At 70.0% G+C, this 19,206-nt stretch carries 17 protein-coding genes; 4 read left to right on the top strand and 13 right to left on the bottom strand.

The genetic code is table 11. The annotated features are described in order from the left end of the window. Window positions 1-48 precede the first annotated feature (48 nt). Complete coding sequence (locus PV396_RS30810; protein WP_319210250.1) at window positions 49-534, top strand: DUF3180 domain-containing protein; 486 nt, start codon at window positions 49-51, stop codon at window positions 532-534. Window positions 535-618: 84 nt separating this feature from the next. On the opposite strand, the gene folE is transcribed toward PV396_RS30810, so the two are convergent. The 6 genes from folE to dacB form a co-directional block, all read right to left on the bottom strand. Then, window positions 619-1,224: a GTP cyclohydrolase I FolE gene (gene folE, locus PV396_RS30805; protein WP_319210248.1), complete on the bottom strand. Its 606-nt coding sequence runs from the start codon at window positions 1,222-1,224 to the stop codon at window positions 619-621. 147 nt (window positions 1,225-1,371) lie between these two features. Further along, window positions 1,372-3,408: an ATP-dependent zinc metalloprotease FtsH gene (gene ftsH / locus PV396_RS30800; RefSeq protein WP_319210246.1), complete on the bottom strand. Its 2,037-nt coding sequence runs from the start codon at window positions 3,406-3,408 to the stop codon at window positions 1,372-1,374. Between the two features lie 213 nt (window positions 3,409-3,621). Beyond that, a complete protein-coding gene (gene hpt, locus PV396_RS30795) occupies window positions 3,622-4,182 on the bottom strand; it encodes a hypoxanthine phosphoribosyltransferase (RefSeq protein WP_044471976.1) in 561 nt (186 codons plus the stop codon). A gap of 63 nt (window positions 4,183-4,245) precedes the next feature. After that, complete coding sequence (gene tilS / locus PV396_RS30790) at window positions 4,246-5,349, bottom strand: tRNA lysidine(34) synthetase TilS (RefSeq protein WP_319210244.1); 1,104 nt, start codon at window positions 5,347-5,349, stop codon at window positions 4,246-4,248. A gap of 192 nt (window positions 5,350-5,541) precedes the next feature. Next, window positions 5,542-6,675 (bottom strand): zinc-dependent metalloprotease, encoded by a 1,134-nt coding sequence (locus PV396_RS30785; RefSeq protein WP_319210242.1) that lies wholly within the window; start codon window positions 6,673-6,675, stop codon window positions 5,542-5,544. 173 nt (window positions 6,676-6,848) lie between these two features. Further along, the gene (dacB, locus tag PV396_RS30780) at window positions 6,849-8,393 is read right to left on the bottom strand and encodes a D-alanyl-D-alanine carboxypeptidase/D-alanyl-D-alanine-endopeptidase (RefSeq protein ID WP_319210240.1); all 1,545 of its coding nucleotides are present in this window, start codon (window positions 8,391-8,393) and stop codon (window positions 6,849-6,851) included. 331 nt (window positions 8,394-8,724) lie between these two features. Here dacB and PV396_RS30775 point away from each other — a divergent pair, with 331 nt between their 5' ends. Both PV396_RS30775 and PV396_RS30770 read left to right on the top strand, forming a co-directional pair. Next, window positions 8,725-9,216 carry an inorganic diphosphatase gene (locus PV396_RS30775; protein WP_053746895.1) on the top strand — a complete coding sequence of 164 codons (492 nt, stop codon included), beginning with the start codon at window positions 8,725-8,727 and terminating at the stop codon, window positions 9,214-9,216. 114 nt (window positions 9,217-9,330) lie between these two features. Beyond that, window positions 9,331-11,034, top strand: coding sequence for a threonine/serine ThrE exporter family protein (locus PV396_RS30770; protein WP_319210238.1), 1,704 nt, complete (start codon window positions 9,331-9,333; stop codon window positions 11,032-11,034). Between the two features lie 90 nt (window positions 11,035-11,124). Here PV396_RS30770 and PV396_RS30765 read toward each other — a convergent pair whose 3' ends face one another. Then, window positions 11,125-11,991 (bottom strand): DedA family protein, encoded by an 867-nt coding sequence (locus PV396_RS30765; RefSeq protein WP_319210236.1) that lies wholly within the window; start codon window positions 11,989-11,991, stop codon window positions 11,125-11,127. Between the two features lie 96 nt (window positions 11,992-12,087). After that, window positions 12,088-12,849 (bottom strand): MerR family transcriptional regulator, encoded by a 762-nt coding sequence (locus tag PV396_RS30760; RefSeq protein ID WP_319210234.1) that lies wholly within the window; start codon window positions 12,847-12,849, stop codon window positions 12,088-12,090. Window positions 12,850-12,937: 88 nt separating this feature from the next. On the opposite strand from PV396_RS30760, the gene PV396_RS30755 reads away from it, so the two are divergent. Then, window positions 12,938-14,365 (top strand): glutamate decarboxylase, encoded by a 1,428-nt coding sequence (locus PV396_RS30755; protein WP_319210232.1) that lies wholly within the window; start codon window positions 12,938-12,940, stop codon window positions 14,363-14,365. A 128-nt stretch (window positions 14,366-14,493) separates the two neighbouring features. Here the strand turns inward: PV396_RS30755 and PV396_RS30750 are convergent, their stop codons facing one another. The 5 genes from PV396_RS30750 to PV396_RS30730 form a co-directional block, all read right to left on the bottom strand. Then, window positions 14,494-15,297 (bottom strand): ABC transporter permease, encoded by an 804-nt coding sequence (locus PV396_RS30750; protein ID WP_416071509.1) that lies wholly within the window; start codon window positions 15,295-15,297, stop codon window positions 14,494-14,496. Between the two features lie 11 nt (window positions 15,298-15,308). Further along, complete coding sequence (locus PV396_RS30745; RefSeq protein WP_319210230.1) at window positions 15,309-16,265, bottom strand: ATP-binding cassette domain-containing protein; 957 nt, start codon at window positions 16,263-16,265, stop codon at window positions 15,309-15,311. Window positions 16,266-16,345: 80 nt separating this feature from the next. Further along, window positions 16,346-16,987, bottom strand: coding sequence for a PadR family transcriptional regulator (locus PV396_RS30740; RefSeq protein WP_319210228.1), 642 nt, complete (start codon window positions 16,985-16,987; stop codon window positions 16,346-16,348). Window positions 16,988-17,011: 24 nt separating this feature from the next. After that, window positions 17,012-17,551: a DinB family protein gene (locus tag PV396_RS30735; protein ID WP_319210226.1), complete on the bottom strand. Its 540-nt coding sequence runs from the start codon at window positions 17,549-17,551 to the stop codon at window positions 17,012-17,014. A 133-nt stretch (window positions 17,552-17,684) separates the two neighbouring features. Further along, window positions 17,685-19,154, bottom strand: coding sequence for an aldehyde dehydrogenase family protein (locus PV396_RS30730; RefSeq protein WP_319210224.1), 1,470 nt, complete (start codon window positions 19,152-19,154; stop codon window positions 17,685-17,687). Window positions 19,155-19,206 lie beyond the last annotated feature (52 nt).

Raw genomic sequence — 19,206 nt, 5'->3', positions numbered from 1 at the left:
ATGACGACCACAGCTCGGTGGTCCGGTCCAGGGAGCTGAAGGGGCACCGTGAGAGAGCTGCGCATCAAGATGCTGGCCGGCGTGTTCGTCGTGGCCGGAGTGCTCTCCTGGGCGGGTGCCCGGCTGTGGAACTCGGTGGGGACCCTCCCCAGCGTCCCGCTGGCCGCCCCCGTCGTCCTCGCCCTGATCGCCGTGGTCCTGCTGGCCACGGCCCTCTCCCTGCGCGCCCGCCTCAAGGCCCAGCGCGACCGCCGCCCCGGCGCCAAGGGCGTCGACCCCCTGATGGCCGCCCGCGCGGTCGTCTTCGGCCAGGCCAGCGCCCTGGTCGCCGCCCTGGTCGCCGGAATGTACGGCGGCACGGGCGTCTTCCTGCTGGAGTCCCTGGACATCCCGGCCCGCCGCGACCAGGCCATCTACGCCGGCTTCTCGGTCCTGGCGGGCATCGCCGTCATAGCGGCGGCCTTCTTCCTGGAACGGGTCTGCAAACTCCCGGAAGACGACGACAACAACGCGGGCACGGCGCCTGCGGCGTAGCGCCCCAAGGGGGCGCGGGGCTGTGCCATTCTGCGGCTCCGCCGCGCGGGCGCGACCAGCCACGACGCACCCGCGGACAAAAATTCAGCGCGCCATGATCAAACTCATCGCCTCATTGCGGGTGGCCGGGTCCCTCAACTGTCCCCGCACAGCCGAAGTGATCGTCTTCGCCCCGGGCTTCCGTACGCCCCGCATCGACATGCACATGTGCTCGCACTCGACGACGACGATGACCCCTCGCGGCTCCAGTATCTGCATCAGGGAGTCGGCGATCTGCGTAGTGAGTCGTTCCTGCACCTGCGGCCGGCGGGCATACACATCCACCAACCGGGCCAGCTTCGACAGCCCGGTGATCTTCCCGTCGACCGACGGGATGTAGCCGACGTGCGCGACCCCGACGAAGGGCACCAGATGATGCTCACAGGAGCTGAGCACCTCGATGTCCTTCACCAGCACCATCTCGTCGTGCCCGAGGTCGAACGTCGTCGTCAGCACGTCCTCCGGCTTCTGCCACAGCCCCGCGAATATCTCCCGGTAGGCCCGCGCCACCCGCGCCGGCGTCTCCCGCAGACCCTCGCGGTCGGGGTCCTCGCCGACCGCGATCAGCAGTTCACGTACGGCGTGCTCCGCCCGCTTCTCGTCGAACTCGCCGATGGTGCCCTCGCCGTCCAGCGTCACGGGGTCGGTCATCTGGTGCCTCGTTCCTGTCCCTGTCACGCGTATCGGCCACGCGTCCACGTGCGGACATACCGAAATGCCGCGCCCCCCAGGCTAGAACCTGGGGGGCGCGGCATCCATTCCGGGCCCGCTGGGCGGGACGGGGCAGGAGAGGCGGGATCAGCTCTCGCCGCGGTCCTCCGGTACCGGCTCCGTCGAGGGGACGGACTCGGTGGCCCCGGCCTTGGCGGTGATCGCCGGCGCCGAGCCGTTGGCCCCGTTCGTCAGCGACAGCTCCTTGGGGGAGAGCACCGGCGGGCGGGTGGACGGCGTACGCCGGGAGGAGCCGGTCCACGCGGGGCGGGCCGGGCGCTTCACGATGGGAGCGAAGATCTCGGCGATCTGCTCCTTGCTCAGCGTCTCCTTCTCCAGCAGCTGGAGCACCAGCGCGTCGAGGACGTCACGGTTCTCGACCAGGATCTCCCAGGCCTCGTTGTGCGCGTTCTCGATGAGCTTCTTGACCTCTTCGTCGACGAGCGCGGCGACCTCTTCCGAGTAGTCGCGCGGGTGCGACATCTCCCGGCCCAGGAAGGGCTCGGTGTTGTCGCCGCCGAACTTGATCGCGCCGAGGCGCTCGGTCATGCCGTACTGCGTGACCATCGCGCGGGCCGTCGCCGTGGCCTTCTCGATGTCGTTCGCGGCGCCCGTGGTCGGGTCGTGGAAGACCAGTTCCTCCGCCGCCCGGCCGCCCAGCATGTAGGCCAGCTGGTCGAGCATCTCGTTGCGAGTGGTGGAGTACTTGTCCTCGTCCGGGAGCACCATCGTGTAACCGAGGGCCCGGCCGCGGGACAGGATCGTGATCTTGTGGACCGGGTCGGAGTTCGGGGAGGCCGCCGCGACCAGGGCGTGGCCGCCCTCGTGGTACGCGGTGATCTTCTTTTCCTTGTCCGACATGATCCGGGTCCGCTTCTGCGGTCCCGCCACGACGCGGTCGATGGCCTCGTCGAGCGACGCGTTGTCGATCAGCTTCTTGTCGCTGCGGGCGGTGAGCAGCGCGGCCTCGTTGAGGACGTTGCTCAGGTCCGCGCCGGTGAAGCCCGGCGTACGACGGGCGACCGCCGACAGGTCGACGTCCGGAGCGACCGGCTTGCCCTTCTGGTGAACCTTGAGGATCTCCAGTCGGCCCAGCATGTCCGGGCGGTCGACCGCGATCTGGCGGTCGAAGCGGCCGGGGCGCAGCAGCGCCGGGTCGAGGATGTCGGGACGGTTCGTGGCAGCGATGAGAATCACACCGCCCTTGACGTCGAACCCGTCCATCTCGACGAGCAGCTGGTTGAGCGTCTGCTCGCGCTCGTCGTGACCGCCGCCGAGGCCGGCGCCGCGGTGGCGGCCGACCGCGTCGATCTCGTCGACGAAGACGATCGCCGGAGCGTTCGCCTTGGCCTGCTCGAAGAGGTCACGGACCCGGGAGGCACCGACACCGACGAACATCTCGACGAAGTCGGAACCCGAGATCGAGTAGAACGGAACGCCCGCCTCGCCCGCGACAGCGCGCGCGAGCAGCGTCTTGCCCGTACCGGGAGGCCCGTAGAGGAGCACACCCTTGGGGATCTTGGCGCCGACGGCCTGGAACTTGGCCGGCTCCTGGAGGAACTCCTTGATCTCGTGGAGCTCCTCGACGGCCTCGTCCGAACCCGCGACGTCCGCGAACGTCGTCTTCGGGGTGTCCTTGGTGATGAGCTTGGCCTTGGACTTCCCGAAGTTCATGACCCGGGAGCCGCCGCCCTGCATCTGGTTCATCAGGAACAGGAACACGACGACGATGAGGACGAAGGGGAGCAGCGACAGCAGAATGCCGACGAAAGCGTTCTGCTTGGTCGGAGAGACCGTGTAGCCGTCCGGAATCTGCTTGTTCTGGAATTTGTCCTGGAGAGTGTTCGCCAGGTTGACGCCCTGATCGCCGATGTAGCTCGCCTGGATCTTCGAGCTGCCCTCGACCTTCTGGCCGTCCTTGAGCTGGACCTTGATGACCTGCTCGTCACCGGTGGTGATCTTGGCCTGCTCGACCTTGTTGTCGTTGATCGCCTGGACGACCTGGCCTGTGTCCACCGTCTTGTAGCCGCCGGACGAGCCGACGACCTGCATCAACACGACCACGGCAAGGACGGCCAGCACGATCCACATGACCGGCCCACGGAAGTATCGCTTCACGTCCATCCATACGGAGCGGTGCCGCCCCGTCCCTCCTGCCATAGTGAGTTTGACAAAGACTGTTCTAAGTACTGCTCTTCGGACGGTACCCCAGCATTGTCACCCGAAGGCGCACGGGCGAGTTTCCAACACCGTCCACGCATGCTCCAACGGCGAGAGGGCCGCCCGGGTTCCCGGGCGTCCCACAGGACTCGCCCATTGGCTCAGCGGCCTCGGGACTCAGCCGCCGTAGACGTGGGGCGCGAGCGTACCGACGAAGGGGAGGTTGCGGTACTTCTCCGCGTAGTCGAGGCCGTAGCCGATCACGAACTCGTTCGGGATGTCGAAGCCGACCCACTCCACGTCGATGGCGACCTTCGCGGCCTCCGGCTTGCGCAGCAGGGTGCAGATCTTCAGCGACTCGGGCTCGCGGGAGCCGAGGTTGGAGATCAGCCAGGACAGGGTCAGTCCGGAGTCGATGATGTCCTCGACGATGAGGACGTGCTTGCCCTTGATGTCGGTGTCGAGGTCCTTGAGGATCCGCACCACACCGGAGGACTGGGTGCCCGCGCCGTACGACGACACGGCCATCCAGTCCATGGTGAGGGGGGTGGACAGCGCCCGGGCCAGGTCGGCCATGACCATCACCGCGCCCTTGAGGACGCCGACGATCAGCAGGTCCTTGCCCGCGTACTCCGCGTCGATCTTCGCCGCCAGCTCAACGAGCTTCGCGTCGATCTCTTCCTTGGTGATGAGTACCGACTTGAGGTCGGCACCCATGTCTTTCGCGTCCACCCGCATCACTTTCGGTCGTCGCCACTTATCTGGCTCGTTCGCCCGACCCCTCCCCGAAGGGGGTGAGATTCAGCCTTGCCGAATCACCAGTCTGCCACCCTGCCGCTGGGCGACGACCCGGCCGGGGAGATTGATGGCTTTCTGACCGCGCCAGCCGGTGATCAGCCGGTCGACTTCCTCGATGTGGCGGGCGAACAGCGAACCGGCCGGAGCGCCCGCCTCGATGGCGGCGCTGCGCAGGATGCGACGGCGTACGGCGGGCGGCAGGGCGTAGAGCTTGGCGCACTCCAGGAGGCCTGCGGCGTCCCGTACGGAGGCCTCGGCCTGGCGGGCCCAGGTGTCGAGGGCGTCGGCGTCGTCGCGGGACAGCTGGGCCGTGCGGGCGAGGGCCTCGACGACGCCCTTGCCGAGGGCCTTCTCCAGGGCGGGCAGGCCCTCGTGGCGCAGCCGGGACCGGGTGTACGCCGGGTCGGCGTTGTGAGGGTCGTCCCAGACCGGGAGGGACTGGACCATGCACGCCTTGCGGGCGGTCTGCCGGTCGAGCTGGAGGAAGGGCCTGCGGTAGCGGCCGGGGGCCCCGGGTCCGCCGGAGACGGCGGCCATCCCGGACAGCGAGCGGATGCCGGAGCCGCGGGCGAGGCCCAGCAGAACGGTCTCGGCCTGGTCGTCGCGGGTGTGGCCGAGGAGGACCGCGCTGGCGCCGTGGCGCTCGGCGGCGTCGTCCAGGGCGCCGTACCGGGCGTCACGCGCGGCGGCCTCGGGTCCGCCCTCGCGGCCGACTGTGACGGAGATCGCCTCGACGGGGGCGAGACCGAGCTCGGTCAGGCGCAAAACGACCTCGTCGGCGCGGAGGTCGGAGCCGGGCTGCAGACCGTGGTCGACGGTGACGCCGCCGGCGCGCAGCCCGAGTTTGGGCGCTTCGAACGCCAGGGCGGAGGCGAGCGCCATGGAGTCGGCACCGCCGGAGCACGCCACGAGGACCAGCGGGGAGGACTCGCCGGGGGTGGTGGAGGCCGAGGTGGTGGAAGCGAGGGTGGTGGAGGCGGGGGTGGGGGAGGCGGGGGTGGTGGAGGCGGGGAAGAGGCTGTGGGGCGAGGGGTGGGCTGTGAGGATGTCGTGGAGTGCGCGGCGGACCGCCAGGCGTATCGCCGCGACCGCAGGATGGGGACCCATGTCCGGTTCCCTTCATGAAGTTTTCGAGGGGGGGTGAGCCGAGTCCGGTCACTCAGAGTGTGTAGATGGTGACAGAAACGGGGCGTTCCCCGAGCATTGCACGCCTACCCATGCCTCACGGTCCCTCGGACGGGTGATTGGAGTGGCGTTCACCTGCCGTCGGCCGGATTCTTCACCACGTACCCCCCGGGCTCACGATTCCGCCTTGCGGTGCACCCGCGCGACCCAGTCCGCCGGTTTGGCGATCTCGGTCTTCGTGGGGAGGGTGTTCGGGGAGGTCCACACGCGGTTGAAGCCGTCCATGCCCACCTGGTCGACGACGGCCCGGACGAATCGTTCGCCGTCGCGGTACTGCTTGAGTTTGGCGTCCAGCCCGAGCAGCTTGCGCAGCGCGAGGTCGAGGCGGGAGGCGCCCTTGGCCCGGCGCTGCTGGAACTTCTCGCGGATCTCGGCCACGGAGGGCACCACCGCGGGGCCCACGCCGTCCATCACGAAGTCGGCGTGTCCCTCCAGGAGGGACATGACCGCGGTGAGCCGGCCGAGGATCTCCCGCTGGGCGGGCGTCTGCACCAGCTCCACGAGCGAACGGCCGCCGTCGTCCTCCTCGCCCTCCGGTCGGCCGCCCGCGAGGGACTGCGCGGCCTCCCTGATGCGCTCCAGGAAGGTCATGGGGTCGACGTCGGTCTCCCCCAGGAACGACTGGATCTCGCCCTCCAGGTGGTCGCGCAGCCAGGGCACGCCGGTGAACTGGGTGCGGTGCGTCTCCTCGTGCAGACACACCCAGAGCCTGAAGTCGTGGGGCTGTACGTCGAGTTCGCGCTCCACATGGACGATGTTCGGGGCGACGAGGAGCAGTCGGCCGCCGCCGTTCGCGCCGGCCGGCAGGTCGCGGGTGGCCGGGGCGAAGGTCTCGTACTGGCCGAGGACCCGCGACGACAGGAACGACAGCAGCATGCCCAGTTCGACGCCGGTCACCTTGCCGCCGACCGCGCCGAGCACGGCCCCGCCCGGTGAACTCCCGCGCCGCTCCTGCATCTTGTCCAGCAGCGGCCTCAGCACCTCGCGGAACCCGGCGACGTTGGCCCGTACCCAGCCGGGGCGGTCCACGACGAGTACGGGGGTGTCGTGGGCGGCGTCGGTTCCCATCCGGGTGAAGCCCCGGACGTGTTCCTCGGAGGCCTTCGCGTGCCGACGCAGCTCGGCGACGATGGTCCGGGCCTCGTCACGGCTCACCTCGGGCCCCGGCCGTACCAGCCGGGTCGCGGTCGCCACCGCGAGATTCCAGTCGACCATCCCAGCAGATGCGGCACCACCGATGCTCGTCATGCGTCAACCGTACGGGAGCGACTCCGCTGGGGGCAGGTTGCGAGGTTGGCGGGGGCCGAGGTCCATTGGGTGGGCACAGCGGTGCGGGCCGGAGGCGCGCCCCAAAGGGGCGCGGGGAACTGCGCGGCCGGCCCCCACCGGCCCGCGGACGAAGAACCGCGTATCCGGCGGAGCTACCCGCAGCCGCAGGACGCCAAGGCTGTTGCTGTGCGGTCCAGGGCTGTCTGGGCCTGGGTTGTGTTGGGGGTGTTCGCCGTCAGGAAGGCGAAGGCCAAGAGGCGGCCGTTGCGGTCGACGACCGTGCCCGCCAGGGCGTTCACGCCTGTCAGGGTGCCTGTCTTGGCGCGTACGAGGCCTGCCGCGCCGTTCGCGTAGCGGGTGCTCAGCGTGCCTGTGAAGCCTGCCACCGGAAGGCCCGTGAGGGCCGCGCGGAGGTCGGGGTGGGTCGGGTCGCCGGCCTTGGCCAGAAGGGCCGTGAGGAGGTTCGTGGTGAGGCGGTCGGCGCGGTTCAGGCCGCTGCCGTCCGCGAAACGGGCCCCGGACATGGGCAGCCCCAGTTTCGCCAGCTCGGTGCGGATGGCCCGGGCGCCGCCCGCGAAGTCGGGCCGGACGTGGGTGGCGAGCGCGGTCTGGCGGGCCAGGGCCTCCGCGAGGTCGTTGTCGCTGTTGGTCAGCATGCGCTCGACGAGGGCCGAGAGCGGCGGCGAGGTGACCTTCGCGAGGGTGGTCGCGCGGCCCGTGGCCTTGGACGGGCCGGGGGCCGTGGTCTTGATGCGGTGCCTCTCCAGCAGGCCCGCGAAGGCGCGGGCCGCATCCCCCGCCGGGTCGGTGGAACGCACCGCGGTGCCGCTGGTCGAGTCGTCGGTGCGGGCCTCGTCGACCATGAGGGCGCTGACCGGGGCGAGATTCTCGTTGACCCCGATCGGGTGGAGTTCACGGCCGGCGTAGAGCGTCGTGTCGTACGACAGAGTCACCTCGCGTACACCGCGCTTCTTCAGGGCGGCGGCCGTCGAGTCGGCCAGGGTGCGCAGGCTCGCCCAGCCCTCCGGGTCCTCGCGGGCCGTCAGGGTGGGGTCGCCGCCGCCTACCAGGACGAGCTCGTTGGTGTCGGGCTCCAGGGCGGCCCGGGTGGTGAGCCGGTGGTCGGCGCCCATCGCGGAGAGCGCGGCGACGGCCGTGGCGATCTTCGTCGTCGAGGCGGGGACGAGCGCCTCCCCCGCCTCCATGCCGTACAGCCGCTTTCCGGTGGTCACGTCGACGACGGCGGCCGACCGGCGGGTGCCGAGCGCCGGGTCCCCGAGAAGCGGCTTCAGAACGGCCGCGAGGGCCTTTGCCGTGGGTGCCGCCCGCAGGGTGCCGGGGGCGCTGTCGAGGCCGGCCAGCACGATGGGGGCGCTCGGCGCGGGCGCGGGCGCCCCGGCCGACGTACCGGAGATGGCGGACGTGTCCGACGTACCAGAATTACGACCGTGATCTGCACCACCGGAACGTTCCTGGGCGGCGGCCCAGTCCCGCTCGGCCGTACGCTGGCCGGTGGAGTCCCAGGGGCCGACGGCGGTCACCACGCCCGCGGTCAACGCCAGTCCGGCGGTGGCGGCGCCCGCGGTGTACTGCCAGGTCCGCAGGGTCTTCGGCATCGACCCCGGCAGTGTCCTCAGCGTCCGCAGGGCGTTCGGCAGCGCGTTCGAGGTGCCGAGACCGGCCGGCTTCGAGGCCATCGACCGTGTGATCCGCGCGACCCGCGGTTTCACGCCGGCCGTGGCCCGCTTGGCTCGTTCGAGTCGCGGTCTCACCGTCGCCGTCGCTCGTTCGAGTGGCGGTCCCACAGCTGCCTTCGCTCGGCCGACCCCCCTTCCGAGCTGCGGTTTCACCGCTTTCGTGGCCCGAGTGAGACGAGGTCGTACGGTTCGCGCGAGCCGCGCCACTTTCGGCCTCGCGGCCCGCCAAGGCCTCAGCTCTGGCACGACCACCAGCCCCTTTCGCGATCACACACCTGCGTGAGGGACACTTAACCACCAGAACTATGTGTTGATCATGGAGGAGCCACCGGTGGAGTTCGACGTCACGATCGAGATTCCGAAGGGTTCACGGAACAAGTACGAGGTGGACCACGAGACCGGTCGGATCCGCCTGGACCGTCGCCTCTTCACCTCGACCAGCTACCCGGCCGACTACGGCTTCGTCGAGAACACCCTCGGCGAGGACGGCGACCCGCTGGACGCGCTGGTCATCCTGGACGAGCCGACCTTCCCCGGCTGTCTCATCCAGTGCCGCGCGATCGGCATGTTCCGGATGACGGACGAGGCCGGCGGCGACGACAAGCTGCTGTGCGTGCCCGCGCACGACCCGCGCGTGGAGCACCTGCGCGACATCCACCACGTGTCGGAGTTCGACCGCCTGGAGATCCAGCACTTCTTCGAGGTCTACAAGGACCTGGAGCCCGGCAAGTCCGTCGAGGGCGCCAACTGGGTCGGCCGTGCCGACGCCGAGGCCGAGATCGAGCGGTCGTACAAGCGCCTCAAGGAGCAGGGCGGCCACTGAGGCTCCCCGACCCCGCTGTGACGAACGGGCCGCACACACACGCGTGCGGCCCGTTCGTGTGCCTGTGCGCATACTGAGGCGTACCGGAGGGGCGCGCGCAGGGAGCGATACGGAGTGACGGACGAGGCTCGCAAGCCGGCATCGGACGAGGCCAGGGGCGTCTACGCGATCCCCCTCGCCACAGGCGGAACTCCGGGTGGTGGGGACGGGGACTCGTCCACCACCTCCGAGTTCGCCCTGCCCGAGGGACTGACGCCGCCCAGATCGGTCACCGACGAGTCCGAGACGACCTCCGAGTTCGCCCTGCCGGACGGACTGGACGTTCCGCAGCCGCCCGGCGGCGACTTCGAGGGCTCGGCCTTCAGCACCCCGCTGACGTACCGCGCGCCCGCGTTCACGCCGCCCGCCGGCATCCCTGTGGTGAGGCTCACCAAGGACGTGCCGTGGCAGGACCGGATGCGCACGATGCTGCGGATGCCGGTGGCCGAGCGGCCCGCGCCGGAACGCCTGCACAAGGTGGCCGAGGAGGGCGGTCCCGCCGTCCCGCGCGTGCTCGACCTGACCCTGCGCATCGGCGAACTGCTGCTCGCGGGCGGCGAGGGCGCCGAGGACGTGGAGGCGGCCATGTTCGCCGTCTGCCGGTCCTACGCCCTCGACCGCTGCGAGCCGAACGTCACCTTCACCCTGCTGTCGATCTCGTACCAGCCCTCGCTCGTCGAGGACCCCGTGACGGCCTCACGGACGGTCCGGCGCCGGGGCACCGACTACACGCGCCTGGCGGCCGTCTACCGGCTTGTGGACGACCTGAGCGACGTGGACACCGCCACGTCGCTGGAAGAGGCCTACAGGCGCCTCGCTGAGATCCGGCGGAACCGGCACCCGTACCCCGGCTGGGGGCTCACCGTGTCCGCGGGGCTGCTCGCGGGCGCGGCCTCCGTGCTCGTCGGCGGTGACCTGGTGGTGTTCGTGGCGGCGGCGCTCGGCGCGATGCTCGGCGACCGGCTGGCGTGGCTGTGCGCGGGGCGCGGGCTGCCGGAGTTCTACCAGTTCACGGTGGCCGCGATGCCGCCGGCCGCGATCGGGGTCGCGCTGACGATCACGCACGTCGACGTGAAGGCGTCCGCCGTGATCACCGGCGGGCTGTTCGCGCTGCTGCCCGGGCGGGCGCTGGTGGCCGGGGTGCAGGACGGGCTGACCGGGTTCTACATCACCGCGTCCGCGCGTCTGCTGGAGGTCATGTACTTCTTCGTGGGCATCGTGGTCGGGGTGCTGCTGATCCTGTACTTCGGCGTGAAACTGGGCGCCGAGCTCAACCCGGACGCGGCGCTGGGGAGTACGCAGCGGCCGCTGTGGCAGATCAGCGCGTCCATGCTGCTGTCGCTGACCTTCGCGGTCATGCTCCAGCAGGAACGTTCCACTGTGCTCATCGTGACGCTCAACGGGGGTGTCGCGTGGAGCGTGTACGGCGCGATGCACGACACGGGCGAGTTCTCGCCGGTGGCGTCGACCGCCGTCGCGGCGGGGCTCGTCGGGCTGTTCGGACAGCTGCTGTCGCGCTACCGCTTCGCCTCGGCCCTGCCGTACACGACCGCGGCGATCGGGCCTCTGCTGCCGGGGTCGGCGACGTACTTCGGGCTGCTGTCGATCGCGCAGAACGACATGGACGCGGGGTTGGTGTATCTGTCCAAGGCGGCGGCGCTGGCGATGGCGATTGCCATCGGGGTGAATCTGGGGTCGGAGATCTCGCGGTTGTTCCTGCGTGGGCCCAGCGGGTCCGCCGGGGGGCGGCGGGCCGCCAAGCGGACGCGAGGGTTTTAGTTCCGGGGGCGGTGCGTCTGCGGGTGCGGGTGCGTTGTGGCTGATCGCGCAGTTCCCCGCGCCCCTCAGGAAGTCTCCTCGCCTCAGTTCTCAGTTCTGGGGATAGCCGTTGTTCTGGTTGCCGTACGGGTACTGCTGCTGGCCCTGCTGCTGGTACCCGTAGTCCTGGTTGTACGGGTACTGCTGCTGGGCGTACTGCTGGCCGTAGCCCTGGTCGTAGTTCTGGTTCTCGGGCTGTTGGGCCGGGGGGATGCGGCGGAGTTGGGTCGTCGCGTCGTCCATGGGGGCCTGGTACTGCTGCTGGGCCGGAGGTTCGGGCTGCTGGGGCGGGGTCTTCTTGGCCTTGCTGCGGGCCCGGGCGAACTCGATGATGATCGGGACGACCGAGATGAGGACGATCAGCAACAGGATCGGTTCGATGTTCTTCTTGACGAAGTCGATCCTCCCGAGCCAGGAGCCGAGCAGGGTGACGCCCGCGCCCCACAAGACGCCGCCGATGATGTTCCAGGTGACGAACGAGCGGTACTTCATGCCGCTGACGCCGGCGATGATCGGCGTGAACGTGCGCACGATGGGCACGAAGCGAGCCAGGACAAGCGACTTCGGACCGTACTTCTCGAAGAACTCGTGGGCCTTGGCGACGTTCTCCTGCTTGAAGAACCGGGAGTCCGGGCGCGTGAAGAGCGACGGGCCGACCTTCTTGCCGAACATGTAGCCCGCCTGGTCGCCGAGGATCCCGGCGACACAGATCAGGGCGATCGCGCCCCACAGCGGGAAGTCCAGCGTGCCCCCGGTGATCAGCAGACCCGCCGTGAACAGCAGCGCGTCGCCCGGCAGGAAGAAGCCGATGAGCAGGCCGGACTCGGCGAACACGATCAGGAGCAGACCGATGATGCCGAACTGGTCCAACAGGTAGTCCGGATCCAGCCAGCTCGGTCCGAGGGCAAGCGTCGTCACTTTTCCGGGCTCCTGATGACTGAGGCAGTTACGGCAACCAGATGTGGCCGCACAAACCTATCAACGCAATGGGTCCCCGCCAGGTTCCATCGGTCGCTACGGGGTGTGCCGGGCCGCGTTCGCCGTGATCGCCTCCCTGAGGTGTTCGGCGAGGCCCGGGCGCATGGAGTCGTAGAACTCCTTGAAGCGCTCGTCGGAGACGTACATCTCGGCGAGGCCCTGGTGGATTTCGTACGTGCATTCGTAGAACCACTTGGTGATGTGCAGCCGGTGTTCCTCGGCCATGGCCGTCGCGGCCTCACCGGCCGGGGGCTCGCCGGCGGCCATCAGGGCGTCGTAACGCTCGCCCCAGGAGGCCCCCTCGGCCTGCATGCGCTTCCAGTCGTCCTTCGTGTACGTGGCCGCGCGGCGCTGCGACTCCGCGTACATGTCCGTGCCGCCCCAGCGGCGCTCGGCCTCCTCGGCGTGCGCCTCCGGGTCCTTGTCGCCGAAGACCTCGAACTTCTCCTCGGGCGTGAGGTTGATGCCCATTCTGCGTGCCTCCATGGCGTGCTCCACGGCCGCCGCCATCTGCTGGAGCCGTTCGATCCGGGCGGTCAGCAGCTCGTGCTGGCGGCGCAACTGCGCGCGCGGGTCCGCCTTCGGGTCGTCCAGCAGGGTGGCGACCTCATCGAGGGGGAAGCCGAGCTCCCGGTAGAACAGGATCTGCTGCAGCCGGTCGAGGTCGGCGTCGTCGTAGCGCCGGTGGCCCGCAGGGCTGCGTCCGCCGGGCACGAGGAGGCCGATCTCGTCGTAGTGGTGCAGGGTGCGCACCGTGACGCCGGCGAAACCGGCGACCTGTCCTACGGAGTAACCCACTTCCGCTCCTTTCTCGGTACGCCCTCCACACTGCTTCCTCACCCGGCGTGAGGTGCAAGCCCCACGACCCGGGCCTACCGTCGAACACATGCCACTGCACCGCGGAGACAGCGAAGCATCTGACGACAAGGGCGCCGGGCGCAGGCTCGCCGTCAACCCCTTCTACGGGGCGGCCGATCCGCTCGGCGGGATGACCGAGGCCCCGCCCACCCATCGGCTGCCGGACGCTCCGCTGCCACCGGCGACGGCGTACCAGGTCGTGCACGACGAACTGATGCTCGACGGCAACTCGCGGCTCAACCTGGCCACCTTCGTCACCACCTGGATGGAGCCGCAGGCCGCCGTCCTGATGGGCGAGTGCCGGGACAAGAACATGATCGACAAGGACGAGTACCCGCGCACCGCCGAGCTGGAGCGGCGCTGTGTGGCGATGCTCGCCGACCTGTGGAACGCGCCGGACCCGGCCGCCGCCGTTGGCTGTTCGACCACGGGTTCGAGTGAGGCGTGCATGCTGGCCGGGATGGCGCTGAAGCGGCGGTGGGCGGCGCGCAACGCCGACCGGTATCCGGGTCGGGACGTCCGGCCGAACCTGGTCATGGGCGTCAATGTGCAGGTCTGCTGGGACAAGTTCTGCACCTTCTGGGAGGTGGAGGCGCGTCAGGTGCCCATGGAGGGCGACCGGTTCCATCTCGATCCGCAGGCGGCGGCCGAGCTGTGCGACGAGAACACCATCGGGGTCGTCGGGATCCTCGGGTCGACCTTCGACGGGTCGTACGAGCCCGTGGCGGAGCTGTGTGCCGCCCTGGACGCCTTGCAGGAGCGCACCGGGCTCGACATCCCGGTGCATGTCGACGGGGCCTCAGGGGCCATGGTGGCGCCCTTCCTGGACGAGGACCTGGTGTGGGACTTCCGGCTGCCGCGCGTCGCCTCGATCAACACCTCGGGGCACAAGTACGGGCTGGTCTACCCGGGCGTCGGCTGGGCGCTGTGGCGGGACAAGGAGGCCCTGCCCGAGGAGCTGGTGTTCAGCGTCAACTACCTGGGCGGCGACATGCCGACGTTCGCGCTCAACTTCTCGCGCCCCGGGGCCCAGGTGGTCGCGCAGTACTACACATTCCTGCGGCTGGGCCGCGACGGCTACCGGGCGGTGCAGCAGTCCACGCGGGACGTGGCGCGCTCCCTCGCCGGGCGGATCGAGGAGCTGGGCGACTTCCGCATGCTGACCCGGGGCGACGAGCTGCCGGTGTTCGCGTTCACGACGGGGGCGGACGTGTCCTCGTACGACGTGTTCGACGTCTCGCGGCGGCTGCGTGAGCGGGGCTGGCTGGTGCCCGCGTACACCTTCCCGGAGAACCGGCAGGACCTGTCCGTGCTGCGGGTGGTGTGCCGCAACGGGTTCTCCGCGGATCTCGCCGAGCTGTTCGTGGAGGACCTGGAGCGGCTGCTGCCCGAACTGCGCCGGCAGCCGCGCCCGTCGACGCACGACAGGGACGCGGCCACCGGGTTCCACCACTGAGCGCGGCCCCTGGGCACCGGCCTCAGCGCCCGATGCGGCCGGGCGCACGGCTGCGCCCCGGAAGGGGCGCGGGGAACTGCGCGACCAGCCACAGCGGACCCGCGGTTTCCGCACCAGCCGGCGGAGCCTCAGTTGCTGAGGCGGCCGAACCTGCGTACCGCCAGTGGGAAGAAGACCGCCAGCAGGGCCAGGGGCCAGGCGACGGCCGCCCAGAGGTGGCCCGGTTCGCCGCCCGGGTTGCCGAACAGGTCGCGGACGGCGGTGGCCGTCTGGGACATCGGGTTCCACTGGACGGCCGTGCCCAGCCAGTCGGGCATGGACTCGGGGGTGGCGAAGGCGTTGGACAGGAAGCCGACCGGCCAGACCAGGATCTGGACCGCCTGCACCAGCTCCGGTCTCCCGGCCACCATGGCCAGCTGAATGCCGATCCAGAGCATGGCGAACCGGAACAGCAGGAGCAGGCCCACGGCCCCCAGGAGGGCCGCCACGCCCCCGTGGGCGCGCCAGCCGATGGCGTAGCCCACCGCGAGCATCACGATGAGCCCCAGGGCCGACTGGAGCATGTCGGCGGCCGAACGGCCCACCAGGACCGCGCCGTTGGCCATGGGCATCGACCGGAAGCGGTCGATGACGCCCTTGTTGAGATCCTGGGTGACGGCGATCATCGTGCCCTCCAGGCCGAAGGCCATGGTGAGCACGAGCATGCCGGGGACCAGGAAGTCGACGTACTCGCCCGCGATGCCCCGGCCGCCACCGACCAGATAACCGAACATCAGCAGCAGCATCACCGGGAAGACCAGCCCGACCAGCACCTGCACCGGCTGGCGTGCCCAGTGGGCGAGTTCGCGGCGGGTCATGGTCCAGCAGTCGGTCCACCAGTCCGTCAACGCGCGCGTGCCCGCTGTCCCGGGTGCCGGAACACCACTCCTCATCCCGTACGTCGTCACGCGGCCTCCTTCGTCCGTTCGTCGTCGCCGGTGAGGTCCAGGAAGACCTCGTCCAGCGTCGGGCGTCGCAGCGCGATGTCCTCGGCCTCGATCCCGGCCGCCTCCAGGGCCCGTACGACCCCGGAGAGCGCCGCCATGCGGTCGGTGACCGGGGCGCTCAGCAGCCGCCGGTCGGGGTCCACGGAGACGCCCTCGGCGGGTATGGGCAACAGGGCGACGGCCGCGCCCAGTTGGCCGACGTCGCGCAGGACGACGTCGATGCGGTCGCCGCCGGTGGCTGCCTTCAGCTCGTCCGGGGTGCCGTCGGCGACGACCCGGCCCCGGTCGACGACCGAGACGCGGTCGGCGAGCTGGTCGGCCTCCTCCAGGTACTGGGTGGTCAGCAGGACCGTCGTACCGCCGCCGACGAGGGAGCGGACGGCGGTCCACACCTCCGTCCGGCCGCGCGGGTCGAGGCCGGTCGTCGGCTCGTCCAGGAACAGCACCTCCGGGTCGGTGATGAGGGAGGCGGCGAGGTCGAGGCGGCGGCGCATTCCGCCGCTGTAGTGCCTGACCGCCTTGCGGCCGGTGTCCTCGAGCCCGAAGCGGTCGAGGAGCTCGTCGGCACGCACGCGCGCGTGGCGGGCGCCCAGGTGGTAGAGGCGCCCGAACATCTCCAGGTTCTGCCGGCCGCTCAGTTCCTCGTCGAGCGCCGCGTGCTGGCCGAGCAGCCCGATGCGGAAGCGGACCTCCCGGGCCCCGGTCAGGACGTCGTGGCCGGCCACCTCGACCCGGCCCCGGTCGGGCCTGAGCAGGGTGGCCAGGACACGGACCAGGGTCGTCTTGCCCGCGCCGTTCGGCCCGAGCACGCCGTGCACGGTGCCGCGGGCGACCTGGAGGTCGAGCCCGGACAGTGCCTCCTTGTCGCCGTACTTCTTGTGTGCGCCTTCGACGGTGATTGCCGCGTCGGCCACAGAACCCTCCCAACTAGTCAAAGTTGATTACCCGGTCGAAGGTAACCCGCCCAGGAGCATTGGTCAAACTTGATTAGTGGCTACCGCCAGTCGCCGGGGTGCCGTTCCCCCGACGCGTACGGGTTCTCCTCGCCCTCGGCCAGGACGCCGACGAACGGTTCGCCCTCGCCCGCGAACGTGTACGCCCCGCCCTCGATCCGGGCGATCAGGCCGAGGGTCCACGCCGCCTCGGCGTCGGCCGTGTGGGTCCACAGGTTCATGATCTCGCCGATGTGCCCGAGTTGTTCGGGGCCGTCCTCGGGCACATAGTGCTCGGTTACCGAGGCCCGCCACGCCTCGATCCCGCTGATCCGCTCCTTCAGGAGCGCCACGGCCTCGGCGCGCGGCAGTTCGACGATGAAGCCGATCGCCGCCGACTTGAGGTCCATCTTCTGGTCGTACGAGGTCAGCGCCTCGCGCACCAGCCGGAAGCACTCCTCGGTGCCGGCCTCGGTGATCTCGTACTCCGTGCGGGGCGGGCCGCCGGCCGTGGAGGGGGCGATCTCGTGCGCGATCAGCAGGCCCTGCTTGGCCATCTGCTTCAGGGCGTGGTAGATCGAGCCGGGCTTGGCGTTGGACCACTCGTGGGCGCCCCAGTACTCCAGGTCGTTGCGCACCTGGTAGCCGTGGGCCCGCCCGTGCTGGCGGACCGCGCCGAGCACGAGGAGACGGATCGCTGACATGCGGTCCAGGTTAGGACCCGAGGCTCAGGCGGCCCGCTCCCGGGCCACCAGCTCGAAGGCGGTGGCGCCGTCGAGGGACTCGCGGATGACGTCGGCGTGGCCGGCGTGCCGGGCGGTCTCGCGGATCAGGTGCAACGCCACCCAGCGCATCGAGACCCGCCCCTCCGGCGGGAACCAGGGCTCCGCCGGCAGCGCGAACGTGTCGTCGAGGCTCGGTACGGAACGCAGGAACGCGTCGGTCTCGGCGGCGACCTTCTCCCAGTACGCGAGCTGCGAGGCGACGGTCTCGCCCTCGACGAGCACGAAACACTCGTGCCAGTTCGACTCGGTGCGCTTGACGGCCGGCGTCTCGCCCCTGGCCCGCGCGATCCAGCCCTGCTCGGTCTCGGCGACGTGCTTGAGCAGTCCGGAGAGGGACAGCTCACTGGCACTGGGCCTGCTCGCCGCCTGCTCGTCGGTCAGCCCCAGCAGGGCCCGCCGGATACCGCCGCGCTGCTCCTCGATGAACGCGAGCAGTGCTCCGCGCTCGTCGCCGGGGGCTTCGGAGGGGACGTGAGTGACCATGGTCGGCTGCCTTTCATCGGGTTTCGGGCGGGTCGTTCGGGCGTTTCCGCCTGACACCGATGAAGTTACGGGGGCTTGCGGTCAGGTTCTGTCCGCAAGCCCCCGGGGGTCGTCCAAGTGGTCCAGGAAGTTTCTAGAACGGGAAGAAGCTCCGCCCCCGCTGCACCGAGATCCACTTGCGGGTCGTGAACGCCTCCACCGTCGCCTCGCCGTTCAGGCGGCCGATGCCCGAGGACTTCTCGCCGCCGAAGGCGACCAGGGGCTCGTCGTGGACCGTGCCGTCGTTGACGTGGAACATGCCCGTGTCGATCCGCTTGGCGAAGGCGATACCGCGTTCCACGTCGGCCGTGTGGACGGCGCCACTGAGGCCGTACGGGGTGTCGTTGACGAGGCGGACCGCCTCCTCCTCGCCGTCGAAGGGGACGAGGAGGGCGACCGGGCCGAAGATCTCCTGGCGCAGGAGGGGCGAGTCGGCGGGGAGGTCGGTCAGGACCGAGGGCTCGACGAGGTTGTCCGTCGTCCTGCCGTGCAGCAGAGCCGTCGCGCCTCCCGCCAGTGCCCGCCGTACGACACCCGAGATCGCCTCCGCCTGCGATGAGTTGATCACCGGGCCGATGACCGTACCCGGGTCGCTCGGGTCGCCCACCTTCAGGGACCTCACCTTGGTCACGAACTTCTCGGTGAACTCGTCGGCGACCGAACGGTCCACCAGGACCCGGTTCGCGGCCATGCAGACCTGGCCCTGATGGACGTACCGGCTGAACACCGCCGCGTCGACCGCGTAGTCGATGTCCGCGTCGTCCAGGACCACCAGGGCGCTGTTGCCGCCCAGTTCGAGGACCACGTTCTTGAACAGGGGCGCGCAGACGGCGGCGACGTGACGGCCGACCTTGTCGGAGCCGGTGAAGGAGATGACCTTCGGAATGGGGTGCTCGATGAACGCGTCGCCGATCTCGGCGATATCGGTGATGACGACGTTCAGCAGGCCGGGCGGCAGGCCCGCGTCCTCGAAGATCTTCGCGACCAGGGAGCCGCCGACGACCGGGGTGTCCTGGTGCGGCTTGAGGACGACGCCGTTGCCGAGAGCGAGGGCCGGGGCGACCGACTTCAGGGAGAGCAGGAAGGGGAAGTTGAAGGGGCTGATCACCCCGACCACGCCCACCGGGACGCGGTAGACGCGGTTCTCCTTGCCGTCGACCGGCGAGGGGATGATCTGACCCTCGGGGGTCAGCGCGAGGCGGATCGACTCGCGCAGGAACTCCTTGGCAAGGTGCAGTTCGAAGCCGGCCTTGAGGTGCGTGCCGCCGAGTTCGGCGATGATCGCGCCGGCGATCTCCTGCTCCCGGTCCTCGATGATGCCGAGGGCCTTCTCGAACACCGCGCGGCGGACGTACGGGCTGGTCGCGGCCCATTCCTTCTGGGCCGCGGCGGCGGCGCGGTACGCCTCGTCGACCTCGTCGACCGTGGCGATCGTGATCGAGGCGAGCTTCTCGCCGTCGTAAGGGTTGAAGTCGATGATGTCCCAGGAGCCGGTGCCCGGGCGCCACTCACCGCCGATGTACTGCTGCGCGAGGTCGGTGAAGTAGTACGCAGGTGATGGCATGTGATCCCTCAACCCCTCAATCCCGTATCACGGCCTGATCGCACGTCATCGT

The sequence above is a fragment of the Streptomyces sp. ME02-8801-2C genome (genome assembly GCF_033793965.1).
Taxonomy (GTDB): Bacteria; Actinomycetota; Actinomycetes; order Streptomycetales; family Streptomycetaceae; genus Streptomyces.
This window is presented reverse-complemented; position numbering and strand designations above follow the sequence as displayed.